Genomic DNA, 17,729 nt, shown 5'->3' with positions numbered 1-17,729 from the left:
GTCCGTTTCCGGGCCACCGCAGATCTCCGGGAGAAGATCGGCAAAACGAATATGCGCCATGGGTCGGTGATGACCCGTGGCGCGCGTTCGGCAGAGGATCACGCCCTACGGCGCGCTCGTACCTACTGATCTGACAAGAATGTCAGTCGATGTGAGTACCCGGGCGGGACGAGCGAGTGGCTGCGGGCCCGTAAGCCCCGACTCGCTATGTCCTGCTGATGTGCCGGAGTGGCGTGCTTCTATGCGGGGACTGCCCGAACGTCAATCCTTGCAGGTGAGAAACTTGCACCGGATCGTCGGTTAACGCCCGATTGAGGACCGCTGGTCCGTGGACGGCGTGGTGCATTCCCTGAAACGAGGAAGGGCGGCCATCGCTGGCCGCCCTTCGCTGATCGATCCCGTGATGCTGGAAGACCTATTCAGCCGCGGACGGAAGGCCGCTGAGCGGCTTCGCACCGCTCTCGGCGGCCTTCTGCTGCAGGATCATGGCATCGCGACGCCGCGCCACGGCGCGGATATCGGCGGCCATGGAGCCGGTGCCGGCCGGGATGAGCGAGCCGACGATGACGTTCTCCTTGAGGCCTTCGAGGTAGTCGATCTTGCCGTTGACCGCCGCCTCGGTGAGGACGCGGGTGGTCTCCTGGAACGACGCCGCCGAGATGAACGACTTCGTCTGCAAGCTCGCCTTGGTGATGCCGAGCAGCACCGGCACGCCGACGATCGGCTTCTTGCCCTCGGCAAGCAGCTTCTCGTTCATGTCGGCCAGTTCCGTCCGGTCGATCTGGTCACCGGTCAGGATGTCCGAATCGCCACCATCGGTGATCTCGACCTTCTGCAGCATCTGCCGGACGATGACCTCGATGTGCTTGTCGTTGATCGACACGCCCTGGAGTCGGTAGACGCCCTGGATCTCGTTGACGAGGTAGGCCGCGAGTTCCTCCACGCCCTTGATCGCCAGGATGTCGTGCGGCGCCGGGTTGCCGTCGACGATGTAGTCGCCGAGCTCCACCACGTCCCCGTCCTGCAAGTGGATGTGCTTGCCCTTGGGAATGAGGTACTCGACCGCGTCCGATCCGTCATGCGGCGTCAGGGTCAGGCGACGCTTGTTCTTGTAATCGCGCCCGAACTGGATCGTGCCCGACTTCTCGGCGATGATCGCCGCGTCCTTGGGTCGGCGGGCCTCGAACAATTCCGCCACACGCGGCAGACCGCCGGTGATGTCGCGGGTCTTGGCCGAGTCGGTGGAGACGCGGGCGAGGATGTCGCCGGCCTTCACCCGTCCACCCGGATCGTAGCCGATGATGGCGTCGACGGGGAGGAAGTAGCGGGCGTCCGAGCCACGCGGCAGCTTCATCGGCTTGCCGTCGTCGTCGAGCACCAGCATCGCCGGCTTGAGGTCGGCGGTGCGGGCGGTCCCACGCCAGTCGATGACGACGCGCTTGGCGATGCCGGTCGACTCGTCGGTGGTCTCGGTCATCGACTGGCCGTCGATCATGTCCTCGTAGGCGACCACACCGTCCGTCTCGGTGATGATCGGGCGGGTGTAGGGGTCCCATTCGGCCACGCGCTGGCCGCGCTTGACCTTGTCGCCCTCGTCCACCCGCAGGCGGGCACCGTATTGCAGGCGGTGGACCGCCCGCTCGGAGCCGTCGGAGCCGACGATCACCACGGCGACGTTACGGCCGGTGGCGATGAGGTCGCCGTCCGAGTTCCGTGCGAGGGCACGATTGCGGATCTTGATCGTGCCTTCGAAGCCGGATTCGATGAACGACGAATCCGCGATCTGCGCCGCGCCGCCCACGTGGAAGGTGCGCATGGTGAGCTGGGTACCCGGCTCGCCGATGGACTGCGCCGCGATGACGCCGACCGCCTCACCCATGTTCACCGGGGTGCCGCGGGCGAGATCGCGCCCGTAGCAGGTGGCGCAGACGCCGCTGCGGGTCTGGCAGACCAGCACCGAACGGATCTTCACCTCCTGGATACCCGCCGCCTGGATGGCCGGCAGGTGCTTCTCCTCGATGGTCTCGTTGGTCTTGACGATGACCGTGCCGTCCTGCGCCAGAAGATCTTCGGCGGTGGCGCGGCCGAGGATGCGGATGGCGAGCGGAGCCACGACCTGGCCCGCATCGACGATGGCCCGCATGCGGATGCCGTTCGTCGAACCGCAATCCACCTCGCGGATGACTGCGTCCTGCGCCACGTCGACGAGGCGGCGTGTCAGGTAGCCCGAGTTGGCGGTCTTGAGCGCGGTGTCGGCCAGACCCTTACGGGCGCCGTGGGTCGAGTTGAAGTACTCGAGAACGTCGAGGCCTTCCTTGAAGTTCGAGATGATCGGCGTCTCGATGATCTCGCCCGAGGGCTTGGCCATGAGGCCGCGCATGGCGGCGAGCTGCTTCATCTGCGCCGGCGAACCACGGGCACCGGAATGGCTCATCATGTAGATCGAGTTGACCTGCTTGTCGGCGCCGTTCTCGTCCTTCTGAACGGTGGAGATGCGCAGCATCATCTCGGCCGCGAGCCTGTCCGAGCACTTGGCCCAGGCGTCGACCACCTTGTTGTACTTCTCGCCCTGGGTGATCAGGCCGTCGTTGTACTGCTGCTCGTAATCCTTCACCAGCGCGCGGGTCTCGTCGACGATCGGCCACTTGTTATCCGGCACGACCATGTCGTCCTTGCCGAACGAGATGCCGGCCTTGAACGCGTGGTTGAAGCCGAGCGCCATGATGCGATCACAGAAGATCACCGACTCCTTCTGACCGCAGTGGCGGTAGACGGTGTCGATCATTCCGGAGATCTCCTTCTTGGTCATCAGCTTGTTGACGACGTCGAAGGGCACGTTCTTGTGCAGCGGCAGGGCACCCGAGAGGATCACGCGCCCCGGGGTGGTGTCGTAGGTCTTGGTCAAGGGCTCGCCGTCCGGACCGATGCCGTTCCAGCGCCAGCGGATCTTGGTGTGGAGCTTGACGGTCTTGGCCGCGAGCGCGTGCTCGAGCTCGCCGACGTTGCCGAACACGCCCTGCATCGGGTTGAGCTTGTTCGTCGGGTCGAAGGCGCCGATGGCCCCTTCGGCGACGATCGAGAGGTAGTACAGGCCGAGCACGATATCCTGCGACGGCACGATGATCGGCTGGCCGTTGGCGGGATGCAGGATGTTGTTGGTCGACATCATCAGGACGCGCGCCTCCAACTGAGCCTCGAGGCTCAGGGGAACGTGCACGGCCATCTGATCGCCGTCGAAGTCGGCGTTGAACGCGGCGCAGACCAGCGGGTGAAGCTGGATCGCCTTACCTTCGATGAGCTTGGGCTCGAACGCCTGGATGCCGAGGCGGTGGAGCGTCGGCGCCCGGTTGAGCATCACCGGGTGCTCGCGGATGACCTCGTCGAGGATATCCCAGACCTCGGGCTTCTCCTTCTCGACGAGCTTCTTGGCCTGCTTGACGGTGGCCGAGAAACCCTTGGCGTCGAGGCGCGCGTAGATGAACGGCTTGAACAGCTCGAGGGCCATCTTCTTCGGCAAGCCGCACTGGTGCAGCTTCAGCTCGGGGCCGACCACGATGACCGAACGTCCCGAATAATCGACGCGCTTGCCGAGCAGGTTCTGGCGGAAGCGGCCCTGCTTGCCCTTGAGCATGTCGGCGAGCGACTTCAGCGGACGCTTGTTGGCACCCGTGATGACACGGCCGCGACGACCGTTGTCGAACAGGGCGTCGACGGCTTCCTGCAGCATCCGCTTCTCGTTGCGGATGATGATGTCGGGCGCACGCAGCTCGATCAGCCGCTTGAGGCGGTTGTTGCGGTTGATGACGCGGCGATACAGGTCGTTGAGGTCCGAGGTCGCGAAGCGGCCACCATCCAGCGGCACCAGCGGACGCAGGTCCGGCGGAATGACGGGCACGACGGTGAGGATCATCCACTCGGGCTTGTTGCCCGACATCTGGAAGGCCTCGATGATCTTCAAGCGCTTGAGAAGCTTCTTGGGCTTCAGCTCGGAGGTCGTTGTCGCGATCTCTTCGCGCAGCGAATTGGCGATGCCGTCGAGGTCGAGCTCCTGCAGAATCCGGCGGATCGCCTCGGCGCCGATCATGGCGGTGAAGCTGTCCTCGCCGTACTCCTCCTGAGCGCGCAGGTACTCCTCCTCCGACAGGAGCTGGCGCTCCTTGAGGGGGGTGAGGCCCGGCTCGATGGTGACGTAGGACTCGAAGTACAGGATGCGCTCAAGGTCCTTGAGCGCCATGTCGAGCAGCAGGCCGATGCGGCTCGGAAGCGACTTCAGGAACCAGATGTGGGCGACGGGCGCGGCCAGTTCGATGTGGCCCATGCGGTCGCGCCGGACGCGCGCGAGGGTGACCTCGACGCCGCACTTCTCACAGATGACGCCCTTGTACTTCATGCGCTTGTACTTGCCGCACAAGCACTCGTAATCCTTGATCGGCCCGAAGATGCGGGCGCAGAACAGCCCGTCGCGCTCGGGCTTGAAGGTACGATAGTTGATCGTCTCGGGCTTCTTGATCTCGCCGAAAGACCACGAGAGGATCTTCTCCGGCGACGAGATCGAGATCTTGATCTGGTCGAAGCTCTGGGGCTGAGCCTGCTGGTTGAAAAGATTCATGACCTCTTGGTTCATGATCTACTCCTGCTGACGAGGCGCGCCCTCCGCCGAGGGGCTGACCGCGTACTGAAAACGCATTCGGCGCTGCGACCGGCCGGGTCGCCGCTAGCCGTCTCGACGTCGGGAGGCACTGCCCCTCCCCGCTCGCACCGCGCCGGCACGAAGCCGGCGCGGGAGCGTGTCGTGGTGGTTACTCGGCCGCCTCTGCGGGCGGCTCGATCTGGTCGTTGGCGGACTTCTTCGAGGAGGTGAGCTCCACGTTGAGGCCGAGCGAACGCATTTCCTTGACGAGCACGTTGAAGCTCTCGGGGATGCCCGCCTCGAAGGTGTCGTCGCCACGCACGATGGCTTCGTACACCTTGGTGCGGCCGGCCACGTCGTCCGACTTCACCGTGAGCATCTCCTGGAGCGTGTAGGCCGCACCGTAGGCCTCCAGCGCCCAGACTTCCATCTCGCCGAAGCGCTGACCGCCGAACTGCGCCTTGCCGCCGAGCGGCTGCTGGGTGACGAGCGAGTACGGGCCGATCGACCGGGCGTGGATCTTGTCGTCCACCAGGTGGTGCAGCTTCAGCATGTAGATGTAGCCCATCGTCACCTTACGGTCGAAGGGCTCGCCGGAGCGGCCGTCATAGAGGGTCGACTGGGCCGACCGGTCGAGACCGGCCAGTTCCAGCATCTGCTCGATGTCGGCTTCCTTGGCGCCGTTGAACACCGGGGTCGCCATCGGCACGCCGCGGCGCACGTTGTTGGCGGCTTCCGCCATTTCCTCGTCCGACAGGCCCTCCAACTCGGATGGCGAGTAGATCGACTGCATCTCAGCCCGCAGGGGCTCGATGTCCTGGTTGCGCAGATAGGCGTCCACCGCCAGTCCGACCTTGCGGCCGAGACCGGCCGCGGCCCAGCCCAGATGGGTCTCGAGGATCTGCCCGACGTTCATGCGCGAGGGCACGCCGAGCGGGTTGAGCACGATGTCGGCATGCGTCCCGTCTTCCAGGAACGGCATGTCCTCGATCGGCACGATCCGCGAGACAACGCCCTTGTTGCCGTGGCGGCCGGCCATCTTGTCGCCCGGCTGGATCTTGCGCTTCACCGCGACGAAGACCTTGACCATCTTCATCACGCCCGGAGGCAACTCGTCGCCGCGCTGCAGCTTCTCGACCTTGTCGAGGAAGCGCTGCTCGAGGCGCTTCTTCGACTCGTCGTACTGCTTCTGCATCGCTTCCATCTCGGTCATGAGACGGTCTTCGACGACGGCGAACTGCCACCATTGCGAACGCGGATACTCGCTCAGGCTCTCGCGGGAGAGGGTGCTCTCCTTCTTGAAGCCCTTCGGGCCGGCGATCGGAGCCTGGCCGATCAGAACGGTGGCCAGACGCGCGTAGGTGTTGCGGTCGAGGATCGCCTGCTCGTCGTCGCGATCCTTGGCGAGCCGCTCGATCTCCTCGCGCTCGATCGCCTGGGCGCGCTCGTCCTTGTCGACGCCGTGGCGGTTGAACACCCGCACCTCGACGATCGTGCCGGTCACGCCCGGGGGAACCCGGAGCGAGGTGTCGCGCACGTCCGAGGCCTTCTCGCCGAAGATGGCGCGGAGGAGCTTCTCCTCCGGGGTCATCGGGCTTTCGCCCTTCGGGGTGATCTTGCCGCACAGGATGTCGCCCGCGTGGACCTCGGCACCGATATAGACGATGCCGGCCTCGTCGAGGTTCTTCAGGGCTTCTTCCGAGACGTTCGGGATGTCGCGGGTGATCTCTTCCGGACCGAGCTTGGTGTCTCGGGCCATCACCTCGAACTCCTCGATGTGGATCGAGGTGAACACGTCATCCTTCACGATCCGCTCGGAGAGCAGGATCGAGTCCTCGAAGTTGTAGCCGTTCCACGGCATGAACGCGACGAGCACGTTCCGGCCGAGCGCCAGCTCACCGAACTCCGTCGACGGACCGTCGGCGATGATCTCGCCCTTCTTCACGGACTCGCCGACGCGCACCAGCGGCTTCTGCGTGATGCAGGTCGACTGGTTGGAGCGCTGGAACTTCTGCAGGCGGTAGATGTCGACGCCGGGCTTGTTGGCGTCGGCCTCCTCGGTGGCGCGGATGACGATACGGGTGGCGTCCACCTGATCGACGATGCCGGTGCGGCGGGCCGCAATGGCGGCACCCGAATCGCGGGCGACCACGGCTTCCATGCCGGTGCCGACGAAGGGTGCGTCGGCGCGAACCAGCGGCACCGCCTGGCGCTGCATGTTCGAGCCCATCAGCGCGCGGTTCGCGTCGTCGTTCTCGAGGAACGGGATCAACGCGGCGGCCACCGAGACAAGCTGCTTCGGGGACACGTCCATCAGGTCGACGCGGTCCGGCGGCACGACGATGACGTCACCGGCACGACGGCAGACCACGAGGTCTTCCGTGAGCTTGAAGGTCTCGTCCATCTGGGCGTTGGCCTGGGCGACGTAGTACTTCGCCTCTTCCATGGCCGACAGGTAGGCGACGTCGGTGGTGACGATGCCGTCCTTCACCTTGCGGAACGGGGTCTCAATGAAGCCGTACTTGTTCACGCGGGCGAAGGTCGCCAGCGAGTTGATCAGGCCGATGTTGGGGCCTTCCGGGGTCTCGATCGGGCAGATGCGGCCGTAATGGGTCGGGTGCACGTCGCGCACTTCGAAGCCGGCGCGCTCGCGGGTCAGACCACCGGGGCCAAGCGCCGAGAGGCGGCGCTTATGCGTCACTTCCGAGAGCGGATTGGTCTGATCCATGAACTGCGACAGCTGCGACGAGCCGAAGAACTCGCGCACGGCCGCTGCGGCGGGCTTCGCGTTGATCAGGTCCTGCGGCATCACGGTGTCGATGTCGACGGACGACATCCGCTCCTTGATGGCGCGCTCCATGCGCAGGAGGCCCAGACGGTACTGGTTCTCCATGAGCTCGCCCACCGAACGCACACGGCGGTTGCCGAGGTGATCGATGTCGTCGATCTCGCCCTTGCCGTCGCGCAGGTCCACCAGCGCCTTGACCACGGCGAGCATGTCCTCGCGGCGCAGGGTGCGGACGGTGTCCTCGGCGTCGAGGTCGAGACGCATGTTCATCTTCACGCGGCCCACGGCCGAGAGGTCGTAGCGCTCGGAATCGAAGAACAGCGAGTGGAACATCGCCTCGGCGGTGTCGAGGGTCGGCGGCTCGCCCGGACGCATGACGCGGTAGATGTCGAACAGCGCGCCTTCGCGGGCGGAGTTCTTGTCCACGGCCAGGGTGTTGCGGATGTAGGGACCGACGTTGATATGGTCGATGTCGAGCACCGGAAGCTCGGTGATCCCGACCTCTTCCAGGCTCTTGAGCAGCTTGTCGGAAATCTCGTCGCCGGCCTCGGCCCAGATCTCTCCGGTCTTCGGGTTGACCAGATCCTCGGCGATGTACTGGCCGATCAGGTCCTCGTCGGTGGCCTTGAGGAAGTTGACGCCGCGCTCGGCGATCTGCCGGGCGGTCCGGGCGTTCAGCTTCTTGCCGGCCTCGAGCACGACCTCGCCGGACTCGGCGTCGACCAGGTCGACGGAAGCCTTGAAGCCCTTCAGACGATCGGCATCGTAGGGCACACGCCATTCGGCGCCGTCACGGTCGTACATCACGCGGTTGTAGAACGTGGACAGGATCTCTTCGCCGTCGAGCCCGAGGGCGAACAGCAGCGAGGTCACCGGCAGCTTGCGCTTCCGATCGATGCGGACGTGCACGATGTCCTTGGCGTCGAACTCGACGTCGAGCCAGGAGCCGCGATACGGGATGATGCGGGCGGCGAACAGGAGCTTGCCCGACGAGTGGGTCTTGCCCTTGTCGTGATCGAAGAACACGCCGGGCGAGCGGTGCATCTGCGAGACGATGACGCGCTCGGTACCGTTGACGATGAAGGTGCCGTTCTCCGTCATCAGGGGCATGTCGCCCATGTAGACGTCCTGCTCCTTGATGTCCTTGACCGACTTGGCGCCGGTATCCGGATCGACATCGAACACGATGAGACGGAGCGTCACCTTGAGCGGCGCAGCGAACGTGATGCCGCGCTGACGGCACTCGTCGACGTCGTATTTCGGCTGTTCGAACGTGTACTTGACGAACTCGAGCAGAGCCGTCGAGGAGAAGTCCGAGATCGGGAAGACCGACTTGAACACGGTCTGCAGGCCTTCGTCGCCCCGCCCGCCTTCCGGCTCGTCCATGATCAGGAACTGATCGTAGGATGCCTTCTGAACCTCGATGAGGTTCGGCATCTCCGCGACTTCCTTGATCTTGCCGAAGAATTTGCGAATGCGCTTGCGACCGACCAGCGTGTTGGCCATGGGTGACCTCGCTCCTACATCCCGCGTACCGGGTGCCCGGGGAAGGCTCGTGCCTCCCGCAACCAGGCGATGAACGCGCCCCGCCGGACGCCGCCCACCCGAACTGAAAATCACGTGGCCCGTTGCCGGACCGGTTCGGTCGCCGGAAGCGACCATAGCCCGCGGGCGCAAACCCGCGGGCCATCGGTGCCGTCAGGTCCGAATGGACCCGACGGACGATGATGGGCCAGTGCGGCCCATCGCAGTGCCTTACTTGAGTTCGACCTTGGCGCCGGCCTTCTCGAGCTGGCCCTTGAGCTTCTCGCCCTCTTCCTTGTTGACAGACTCCTTGACGGCCTTCGGAGCGCCCTCGACGAGGTCCTTGGCTTCCTTGAGGCCGAGGCCGGTGATCGCGCGGACCTCCTTAATGACCTCGATCTTCTTGTCGCCAACGGCGGTGAGCATGACCGTGAACTCGGTCTGCTCCTCGACGACGGCGGCAGCGGCGGCCGGGCCGGACGCGACGGCGACGGCGGCAGCAGCCGAGACGCCCCACTTCTCTTCGAGCATCTTGGCGAGGTCAGCGGCCTCGAGAACGGTCAGGGACGACAGGTCGTCGACGAGCTTGGCAAGATCAGCCATGGTGGTAATCCTCTGGATATCGGTTTGAACGGATGGGTTGATAAGGGCGCAGCGACCTCAGGCCGCTTCGCTCTGAGCCTCGTCCTTCGTGGCATAGGCCCCGAACACGCGGGCGAGCTTTGCCGCCGGTGCGCTGACGACCTGGGCGATCTTGGTCGCGGGAGCCTGGATGAGGCCCACGATCTTGGCGCGCAGTTCGTCGAGGGACGGGAGCGAGGCGAGTGCCTTCACGCCGTCCGGGTTCAGGGCGGTCGTGCCCATGGCGCCGCCGAGGATCACGAGCTTGTCGTTGACCTTGGCGAAGTCCACCGCAACCTTTGCGGCCGCGACCGGATCGCTCGAATAGGCGAGCAGGGTCGGGCCCTTCAGGAGGGGCTTGATGGAGGCGACGTCCGTGCCATCGAGAGCGATGTTGGCGAGGCGGTTCTTGGTGACCTTCACGGTGGCACCGGCCAGCTTCATCTGCGAGCGCAGCTTCTGCATGTCGGCGACCGTGAGGCCTTTGTAGTGGGCCACGACGACGACGGACGTGTTCGCGAACACGCCGTTGAGCGTCGAGACGAGATCAGCTTTGGCTGTCCTGTCCACTGGGGCTCTCTCCGGTTGGCGGAACCCGAGAATGGGTCCGCCGGTTGCACATGCCGCCCGGGACGGAATTCGGCTCGTAGGAAGCCGGAACGTCCTGGACGACGCTTCACGGCCCTGTCCCCTGACATCCTCCCATGGGGTGGACGGCACGGGTGAGATTGTTCAAACCGATGCCTCTCCGCTGCCGCGAAGCGCGGCGTTGGCGAGGATGTTGAATTCGGTCTTCCCAGTCTGTGCAGGCTCTGTGGATTAAGCCGGTGACCCGGCGCCTGCAGTCTCGGACAGGACATGGCCGGACGAGGCCTGAAAGAGCATTGAGCCCCTCAAAACCTTCCGGCCATCACCACCTGGTTGCCCAGGCGATTTCTCAATCAGAAACCGACCGATCGGTCGATTCCTTTCTCATGTATGAAAACGTTAAGGGGGGTCTATAGAGCCTTACAAGCCCCCTGCCAAGTGCCTTTGCGCGACAATTCCGTCGCAGGCGACGATTTCGCTTGACGCGAAATCCTCGTCCTGGCCCCGGCCGCGGAATGGTCGTCCCGTCATGCGGCGGTAGGCACGCCCGGTCGGCAGAGCCCTCCTAGGTCGGAAGGAACTTGCGCGCCGCCTGCCACCACGGGGTTCGCTCAACCTTCGCCTGGTCGGCCTTGGCCGCGTAGAACGAGGCATTGTGCTCGCCGCGCAGGGCTTCACGGGTGAAGCGAATGAGGTGGTGGGCGACGAAGCCCATGTTGAACACCGCTTCGATTTGCCCACGCTTCAAGGCATGGCCAGCGGCTCTCCAGAACACGCCGCGATAATCCGACAGCAGCCCGACCCGCAGGGCGATGTTGAAGCCGAGGATCAGGCCACGGCGCAGGTTGGTCCGGGTGAGCTTGCCCTTGAGCGGGGTCTTGATCCGATGTGGGTAAGTCCGCTCGACCTGGTACTTGAAGCGCGCGAACAGGTTTTCCGGCTCGTAGGCGTGGGCGATGGCCCGGCGCCAGCTCGCCACCACGTCGTCGTGCGGCCGCTTGAACAGCACGTTCGATTCGAGCGACGCGTCGTGGAGCAGCCGGCCCTCGCGGGTCAGACGGTCCCAGAGCGGGGTCTTGGGCAGGGCCTGGAGCAGGTTCATGGTCAGAACCGGCACCGCCGACTTGTCGACGAAGTCGATGAGCTTCTGCTCCGAGCTGTCGGTCTCGCTGTCGAGGCCCAGGATGATGCCCGAGGTCACTTCGAGGCCGAAGCTGTTGAGCGTCTCGATGGCCTCGTACATCGGCACGGCGGCGTTGTGCTTCTTGTCGATGCCGGCGAGCGCCTCCTCTTCCGGCGTCTCGATGCCGACGAAGACGGTCATGAAGTTGGCCTGGCGCATCAGCTCGAGGATGTCGGGCTGCTTGGCCATGTTCAGGGTCGCCTCGCAGGCGAACTGAAGCGGGTAGTGGTTCTTCTTCTGCCACGCCACCAGGTGGGGCAGCATGTCCTTCGTCGCCTTGCGGTTGCCGATGAAGTTGTCGTCGACGAAATACACTACCGCCGGGTGGCCGGGCTGGGAGATGATCGCATCGAGTTCGCCGAGCATCTGCTCGGGAGACTTCAGGCGCGGCTGGCGGCCATAGAGCTGCGGGATGTCGCAGAACTCGCAGCGATACGGGCAGCCCGACGAGAATTGCAGCGAGCCGATGAGGTAGCGCTTGAGCGGGGCGGCCTCGTAGGCGGGCGCGGGGAAGTCGGAGAGCGGCAGGCGCTCCTTAGTCTCCAGGCGCACCTGGGCGGCGGGGATCGAGACGTCGCGATCGAGGATCGCCACGAGCTCGTCGGTGGCGTCGCCGATCTCGCCGACATGGAGGTAGTCGAATTCGGGATATTGCTCGGGTGAGCCCGAGACCGAGGGGCCGCCGAGCGCCGTGACCTTACCGGCGGCGTGAGCCCTGGCGTAGATGTCCCGGATCTGCGGCGCCTGGATGTGCATGCCCGACACGAACACCGCGTCAGCCCAGGCGAAGTCGTCCGGCCCGGCCCGCTTGATGTTCTCGTCGACGAACCGGTATTCCCAGCTCTCGGGCATGTAGGCCGCGATCAGCAGGAGCCCCTGCGGCGGCATGAACGCCTTCACGCCGCCCATCAAAGGGTAGGCATGGGCGAAGGTGCCAAAGGACGGCGTGTAGGCCGGAAAGACGCACAGGATGCGTCGCTTGGAGGTGACGGAGAGGGTGCATCGCATGAGGTTGTATCTAGCACAGCCATCGCGGAAGGCGTCACCCTCGGACGACGAATTCTTGCCACCTCGCGCGATTGCGCGCCTCGGCCGCATGCGGCGGGCCCGACCGATCACGCGCCTTTGAACGGATCGGGGTCGGCCTCGGATCACCGATCCGCCGCTCGGCCACATCCAGGCTCGCCGCAATGCCGTCCTGAAAGGCCTGGTCCCGAACGAAAACGCCCGGCCGTGAGGCCGGGCGCTTCCAGATGTGAGGACGATGCGTGCTGGCGTTACGCCGGCAGGACCGAGGCCGGCTCGACCTTGATGCCGGGACCCATGGAGGAGGTCACGGCGACGCGCTGGACGTACTGGCCCTTGGCGCCGGCGGGCTTGGCCTTGGCCACCGCGTCGGCGAACGCCTTGATGTTCTCGACGAGCTTGTCGGCGTCGAACGAGACCTTGCCGATGCCGGCATGGACGATGCCGGCCTTCTCGACGCGGAACTCAACCGAGCCGCCTTTGGCGCCGGCCACCGCGGACTTCACGTCCATGGTGACGGTGCCGACCTTCGGGTTCGGCATCAGGCCGCGCGGGCCGAGGACCTTGCCGAGACGACCGACGAGCGGCATCAGGTCGGGGGTCGCGATGCAGCGATCGAACTCGATCTTGCCGCCCTGGACGATCTCGAGCAGATCCTCAGCACCGACGATGTCGGCACCGGCGGCGCGGGCCTCGTCGGCCTTGGCGCCGCGGGCGAACACCGCCACCCGCACCGTCCGGCCGGAGCCGTTGGGCAGGCTGCAGACGCCACGGACCATCTGGTCGGCGTGACGCGGGTCGACGCCGAGGTTCATCGAGACTTCCACGGTCTCGTCGAACTTGGCGCTGGCCTTTTCCTTAACGAGCTTGATCGCCTCGTCGATGGTGTAGAGCTTGAGCGCGTCGATGCCCTCGCGGGCGGCGCGGATGCGCTTGCCTTCGTGTGCCATTGTGCCCTCCCCTTAAGCTACGACGTCGAGGCCCATGGCTCGCGCGGAGCCACGGATCATCGCGACAGCGGCTTCCACCGAATCGCAGTTCAGGTCGGGCATCTTGCGCTCGGCGATCTCGCGCAGCTGAGCCTCGGTGACCTTGCCGACGTTGGAGCCGGGCTTGCCCGGGGTCTTGGAGCCGGAAGCCGGCTTCTTGCCGATCTTCAGGCCGGCGGCCTTCTTCAGGAAAAAGGTGACCGGGGGCTGCTTCATCTCGAAGGTGAAGCTGCGATCCTGATACGCCGTGATGACGACCGGGATCGGGGTCCCCTTCTCGATTTGGGAGGTCTTCGCGTTGAAGGCCTTGCAGAATTCCATGATGTTGAGGCCGCGCTGACCGAGCGCGGGGCCGATGGGCGGCGACGGGTTCGCGGCGCCGGCCGGAACCTGAAGCTTCACGTAGCCCGTGATCTTCTTTGCCATAGGGACTGCTCCCAAAGAATGCCCGGCACCCGGCTGGCCTCAGCGCGGATGGTGCGGGCGGTTGCAGGTCGCGGTGCGGTCCGTGGACCCCGGCGGCGAACCGGGCGGGCCTCCCGCGTGTGATACCGCCAGAGGCGGCCTACGGTCCGAGCCTTGGCTCCAACCGATCTCATGAACCGCATCGTCGTTCCAGAACGCCGCGATGCGGCCCCGGAACGGCGCGGTGCTCAGATCTTTTCGACCTGACCGTATTCGAGTTCCACCGGAGTGGCGCGGCCGAAGATCGAGACGGCGACCTTGAGGCGCGAGCGGCTCTCGTCGATCTCTTCCACGGTGCCGTTGAACGATGCGAACGGGCCGTCGGAAACCCGTACGGTCTCGCCGATCTCGAAGGAGATCGAGGGCTTGGGACGATCGACGCCCTCGGCGACCTGCCCCTTGATGCGCTCGGCCTCGGAATCCGGGATCGGCACCGGCTTCGACTTGTCGGCACCGAGGAAGCCGGTGACTTTCGGGGTGTTCTTGATGAGGTGGTAGACCTCGTCGGTGAGGTCGCACTTCACCAGGACGTAGCCGGGGAAGAACTTGCGCTCGGCATCGACCTTGCGGCCGCGACGGACCTCGACGACCTTCTCGGTCGGGACCATGACCTCGTCGAACAGCTCGGTCAGGCCACGCTGGGCCGCCTGATCCTTGATGGACTGCGCGACCTTGTTCTCGAAATTCGAGTAGGCGTGGACGATGTACCAGCGCTTCGACACGGTTCTCACCAAATCCTGACGTCGGTCGATCCGGTCGCGAAAGCGCGCCCGGAGCGAGAAGTTTCCTGACAGCCCCGGCGCCTCCGTAACCCGGAGACCCCTGTGCGGGCCGATGCCTTAGGCCCCGACCCCGAGGATCAGGGTCACGAGATAGCGCAGGGCCTGGTCGACCACCGTGAAGAAGATGCTCGCCACGACCACCATGATGAACACCATCACGGTGGTGACCACGGTCTCCTTACGGCTCGGCCACGTGACCTTACGGCCCTCGTCGCGAACCTGAGACAGGAACTCGGCCGGGCCGACGCGCTTGGCGGCCGGCCGCACCGGGGGCGTCGCCCGCGGGGGCGTCGGCGTGGTGGCGCCGCGCTGCGGGGTGCGCGCGAGGTCCACTTTCTTCGATGCTTCGTTCGATGCCATGGCGCCAACAACAAGGAGATCGGTTCGGAGGTCGGGAAAGCGTGATGCCGCGGCTTCACAGAAGCCCGCACCGACAGCCCTCATCGATCTCGGAAGGCGACCGCTCTAGCGCAAGTGCCAAGGGTTGTCGATCCCAAGCCTTGTCGACTGCGCCCGGAACGGACTTCGAGGGAAGCGGTCGGTCTCTCGCTTGAGAAAAGCAGGAGGAGACGACCTGGACGATGCGGCCATGAATGGCAGGAGTGGAGGGACTCGAACCCGCAACCTCCGGTTTTGGAGACCGGCGCTCTGACCAGTTGAGCTACACTCCTACGCGCGACGCTCCATGCCCGATCGTTGCCGGCTGCGCAAGGGGCCGAGGCCGACGGCGCGCGATATTCGTGGCGCCGGGAGGACGGCGAATGCCCCTCCCCTCATTTTGGAAAGCGGCCCGGTGCGATGGCCGCCGGTGCTCTGGCCCGCTACCGTCCGTGTTGGGCGAGTTCGGCGAGCCCGAGTGGGCGCAGCCCATCGGCGGAGGAGTGGAAGAGTTCCGAACTTCGGCGGTACGGACCCTTCCGCACGTAGTCCGTGACGATCCGCGCGAGGCGGTCCCGCCCTTCGCTCTCGGGGTCCCAGGCGATGAGGATGTTGCGGGTCGGCACGGCCACGACCATGCCTGTCGTGCGGAGGCCCGTACGGATCTGATCCATGATCGCGGGGAGCAGGATGCGCGCCGCCGCATAGCCGGATTCGTCGGCGACCGACGCGAAATGGCCTTTCGCACCGGTCGGCGAGATCCGGATTTCGACACCGTCGGACTCCTTTTCCAAGTTGTCCGCCGCGACCTTCTCGAGCTTGGCCTGATCGATCCCCCAGGCGTCGAAGATCGGTTGGGTGACGAGTTGATAGCGGTTGGATTCGTCGAGGGCGTAGGCGACCCAGAGCTTTTCCGAAAAGCGCCGGCAGATCAGTTCCGGCGCCTGCTCGCGGTATTCGTGCGGCACGAGCTGGATGCGCAGGCGGGTCGCCGCACGGACGAACGGCTCGATCGTGCCTGATGGCGGCGGTTTGGCGGCGACATGCGGTCCTATGATCTTGAGAATGGTGGTGCGTCGCTCAGCGTCGCTGAGGTTCGCGACGCCCTGCCGAAGATGGCCGAGATTCAGCACGAAGGGTCCGCTGCGGATGAAGTCGGGGTGGCCTGGGCGGGTTACGACCGCGTCGGGATACTCGCTCCGCAGGATTTCGATGACCTCGTCCCGGAAGGCCTCTGCGTCCGCGCTGTCGTTCCCCGCGGCAAGTCCCGGGTTTGCGTGCGCCACGCAGCTCCAGGCCGCCATCGCCAGGGCGGTGCGCCGGGTGGGGCGCCGATGCCGATCGGGTCTCGGCAATCGAATCGAATCCATCGGATAACCTCGCGGTCTGCAACCGCAGGTTATGAAATGGAGAAGCCGACGCTCCGTCAAGGCGGAGCGCCGGCTTCGATGTGGAGTTCGTAGAGGCGGCAGTGTCGGATCGGTCCGTCAGCTTCGCCGCAACCAGGGGATGCGGCGAAGGCTTAGGGGTCGAGACTACTCGTTGATGGCGGCGACGACGCCGGCGCCGACGGTGCGGCCGCCTTCACGGATGGCGAAGCGGAGCTTCTCTTCCATGGCGACGGGGACGATCAGGGTGACGTCCATGGTCACGCTGTCGCCGGGCATCACCATCTCGGTGCCCTCGGGGAGGACACACACGCCGGTGACGTCGGTGGTGCGGAAGTAGAATTGCGGCCGGTAGTTGGTGAAGAACGGGGTGTGGCGACCGCCCTCCTCCTTGGTGAGGATGTAGGCCTCGGCCTTGAACTTGGTGTGGGGCTTGACCGAGCCGGGCTTGCACACGACCTGGCCGCGCTCGACGTCCTCGCGCTTGGTGCCGCGCAGGAGCACGCCGACATTGTCGCCGGCCTGGCCCTGGTCGAGCAGCTTGCGGAACATCTCGACGCCCGTGACCGTGGTGGTCTGGGTGTCGCGGATGCCGACGATCTCGACGGTCTCGCCGACCTTGACGATGCCGCGCTCGACGCGACCCGTCACCACCGTGCCGCGGCCCGAGATCGAGAACACGTCCTCGATCGGCATCAGGAACGGCTTGTCGATGGGACGCTCCGGCTGCGGGATGTACTCGTCCACGGTCTTCATCAGCGCCACCACGGCATCATGGCCGACGGCCTTGTCGCCGTTGTCGAGCGCGACCTTGGCCGAACCCTTGGTGATCGGGATGTCGTCGCCGGGGAAATCGTACTTGGAGAGGAGCTCGCGCACCTCCATCTCGACGAGCTCGAGCAGCTCCTCGTCGTCGACGAGATCGACCTTGTTGAGGAACACCACCAGCGCCGGCACGCCGACCTGACGGGCAAGCAGGATGTGCTCGCGGGTCTGGGGCATCGGGCCGTCGGCGGCCGAGACCACCAGGATCGCGCCGTCCATCTGGGCGGCACCGGTGATCATGTTCTTCACGTAATCGGCGTGGCCCGGGCAATCGACGTGGGCGTAGTGGCGGTTGGCGGTCTCGTACTCGACGTGGGCGGTCGAGATCGTGATGCCGCGGGCCTTCTCCTCCGGCGCCTTGTCGATCTGGTCGTAGGCCGTGAACGTCGCTCCGCCCGATTCCGCCAGAACCTTCGTGATCGCCGCCGTCAGCGACGTCTTGCCGTGGTCGACGTGCCCGATCGTCCCGATGTTGCAATGCGGCTTCGTACGAGCGAATTTCTCTTTGGCCATCGTCTCTTTTCCTGCAGCAAGCTCACACG

At 65.4% G+C, this 17,729-nt stretch carries 11 protein-coding genes and 1 tRNA gene; all 12 read right to left on the bottom strand.

Translation table 11 applies throughout. From position 1 onward, the window contains the following. Nucleotides 1-415: 415 nt before the first annotated feature. Entirely contained in the window at nucleotides 416-4,624 is a 4,209-nt protein-coding gene (rpoC, locus tag G3T14_RS03205; protein WP_163639958.1) for a DNA-directed RNA polymerase subunit beta', read from the bottom strand. 175 nt (nucleotides 4,625-4,799) lie between these two features. Further along, nucleotides 4,800-8,924, bottom strand: a complete 4,125-nt coding sequence (gene rpoB / locus G3T14_RS03200) for a DNA-directed RNA polymerase subunit beta (RefSeq protein WP_163639956.1) — start codon at nucleotides 8,922-8,924, stop codon at nucleotides 4,800-4,802. Between the two features lie 249 nt (nucleotides 8,925-9,173). Further along, nucleotides 9,174-9,545 carry a 50S ribosomal protein L7/L12 gene (gene rplL, locus G3T14_RS03195; RefSeq protein ID WP_163639954.1) on the bottom strand — a complete coding sequence of 124 codons (372 nt, stop codon included), beginning with the start codon at nucleotides 9,543-9,545 and terminating at the stop codon, nucleotides 9,174-9,176. A 57-nt stretch (nucleotides 9,546-9,602) separates the two neighbouring features. Continuing rightward, nucleotides 9,603-10,133, bottom strand: coding sequence for a 50S ribosomal protein L10 (gene rplJ, locus G3T14_RS03190; RefSeq protein ID WP_163639952.1), 531 nt, complete (start codon nucleotides 10,131-10,133; stop codon nucleotides 9,603-9,605). A gap of 583 nt (nucleotides 10,134-10,716) precedes the next feature. Further along, nucleotides 10,717-12,342 (bottom strand): B12-binding domain-containing radical SAM protein, encoded by a 1,626-nt coding sequence (locus G3T14_RS03185; protein WP_163639950.1) that lies wholly within the window; start codon nucleotides 12,340-12,342, stop codon nucleotides 10,717-10,719. A 269-nt stretch (nucleotides 12,343-12,611) separates the two neighbouring features. Continuing rightward, the gene (gene rplA / locus G3T14_RS03180; RefSeq protein ID WP_163639948.1) at nucleotides 12,612-13,310 is read right to left on the bottom strand and encodes a 50S ribosomal protein L1; all 699 of its coding nucleotides are present in this window, start codon (nucleotides 13,308-13,310) and stop codon (nucleotides 12,612-12,614) included. A 12-nt stretch (nucleotides 13,311-13,322) separates the two neighbouring features. Further along, nucleotides 13,323-13,775: a 50S ribosomal protein L11 gene (gene rplK, locus G3T14_RS03175; protein WP_163639946.1), complete on the bottom strand. Its 453-nt coding sequence runs from the start codon at nucleotides 13,773-13,775 to the stop codon at nucleotides 13,323-13,325. 227 nt (nucleotides 13,776-14,002) lie between these two features. Next, nucleotides 14,003-14,536: a transcription termination/antitermination protein NusG gene (gene nusG, locus G3T14_RS03170; RefSeq protein ID WP_163639944.1), complete on the bottom strand. Its 534-nt coding sequence runs from the start codon at nucleotides 14,534-14,536 to the stop codon at nucleotides 14,003-14,005. A gap of 117 nt (nucleotides 14,537-14,653) precedes the next feature. Continuing rightward, nucleotides 14,654-14,956 (bottom strand): preprotein translocase subunit SecE, encoded by a 303-nt coding sequence (secE, locus tag G3T14_RS03165; RefSeq protein ID WP_163639942.1) that lies wholly within the window; start codon nucleotides 14,954-14,956, stop codon nucleotides 14,654-14,656. Between the two features lie 234 nt (nucleotides 14,957-15,190). After that, nucleotides 15,191-15,267, bottom strand: a tRNA-Trp gene (locus G3T14_RS03160). A 150-nt stretch (nucleotides 15,268-15,417) separates the two neighbouring features. Next, entirely contained in the window at nucleotides 15,418-16,329 is a 912-nt protein-coding gene (locus tag G3T14_RS03155; RefSeq protein ID WP_163639940.1) for a DUF1444 family protein, read from the bottom strand. 180 nt (nucleotides 16,330-16,509) lie between these two features. Further along, nucleotides 16,510-17,700, bottom strand: a complete 1,191-nt coding sequence (tuf, locus tag G3T14_RS03150; RefSeq protein WP_163639938.1) for an elongation factor Tu — start codon at nucleotides 17,698-17,700, stop codon at nucleotides 16,510-16,512. Nucleotides 17,701-17,729 lie beyond the last annotated feature (29 nt).

This window comes from Methylobacterium sp. BTF04 (assembly GCF_010692745.1).
GTDB lineage: Bacteria > Pseudomonadota > Alphaproteobacteria > Rhizobiales > Beijerinckiaceae > Methylobacterium.
This window is presented reverse-complemented; position numbering and strand designations above follow the sequence as displayed.

Bases quoted from the DNA above. Each gene is read 5' to 3' on its own strand.
- rpoC (WP_163639958.1), bottom strand. From the start codon at position 4,624: ATGAACCAAGAGGTCATGAATCTTTTCAACCAGCAGGCTCAGCCCCAG.
- rpoB (WP_163639956.1), bottom strand. From the start codon at position 8,924: ATGGCCAACACGCTGGTCGGTCGCAAGCGCATTCGCAAATTCTTCGGC.
- rplL (WP_163639954.1), bottom strand. From the start codon at position 9,545: ATGGCTGATCTTGCCAAGCTCGTCGACGACCTGTCGTCCCTGACCGTT.
- G3T14_RS03185 (WP_163639950.1), bottom strand. From the start codon at position 12,342: ATGCGATGCACCCTCTCCGTCACCTCCAAGCGACGCATCCTGTGCGTC.
- rplA (WP_163639948.1), bottom strand. From the start codon at position 13,310: ATGGCACACGAAGGCAAGCGCATCCGCGCCGCCCGCGAGGGCATCGAC.
- rplK (WP_163639946.1), bottom strand. From the start codon at position 13,775: ATGGCAAAGAAGATCACGGGCTACGTGAAGCTTCAGGTTCCGGCCGGC.
- secE (WP_163639942.1), bottom strand. From the start codon at position 14,956: ATGGCATCGAACGAAGCATCGAAGAAAGTGGACCTCGCGCGCACCCCG.
- tuf (WP_163639938.1), bottom strand. From the start codon at position 17,700: ATGGCCAAAGAGAAATTCGCTCGTACGAAGCCGCATTGCAACATCGGG.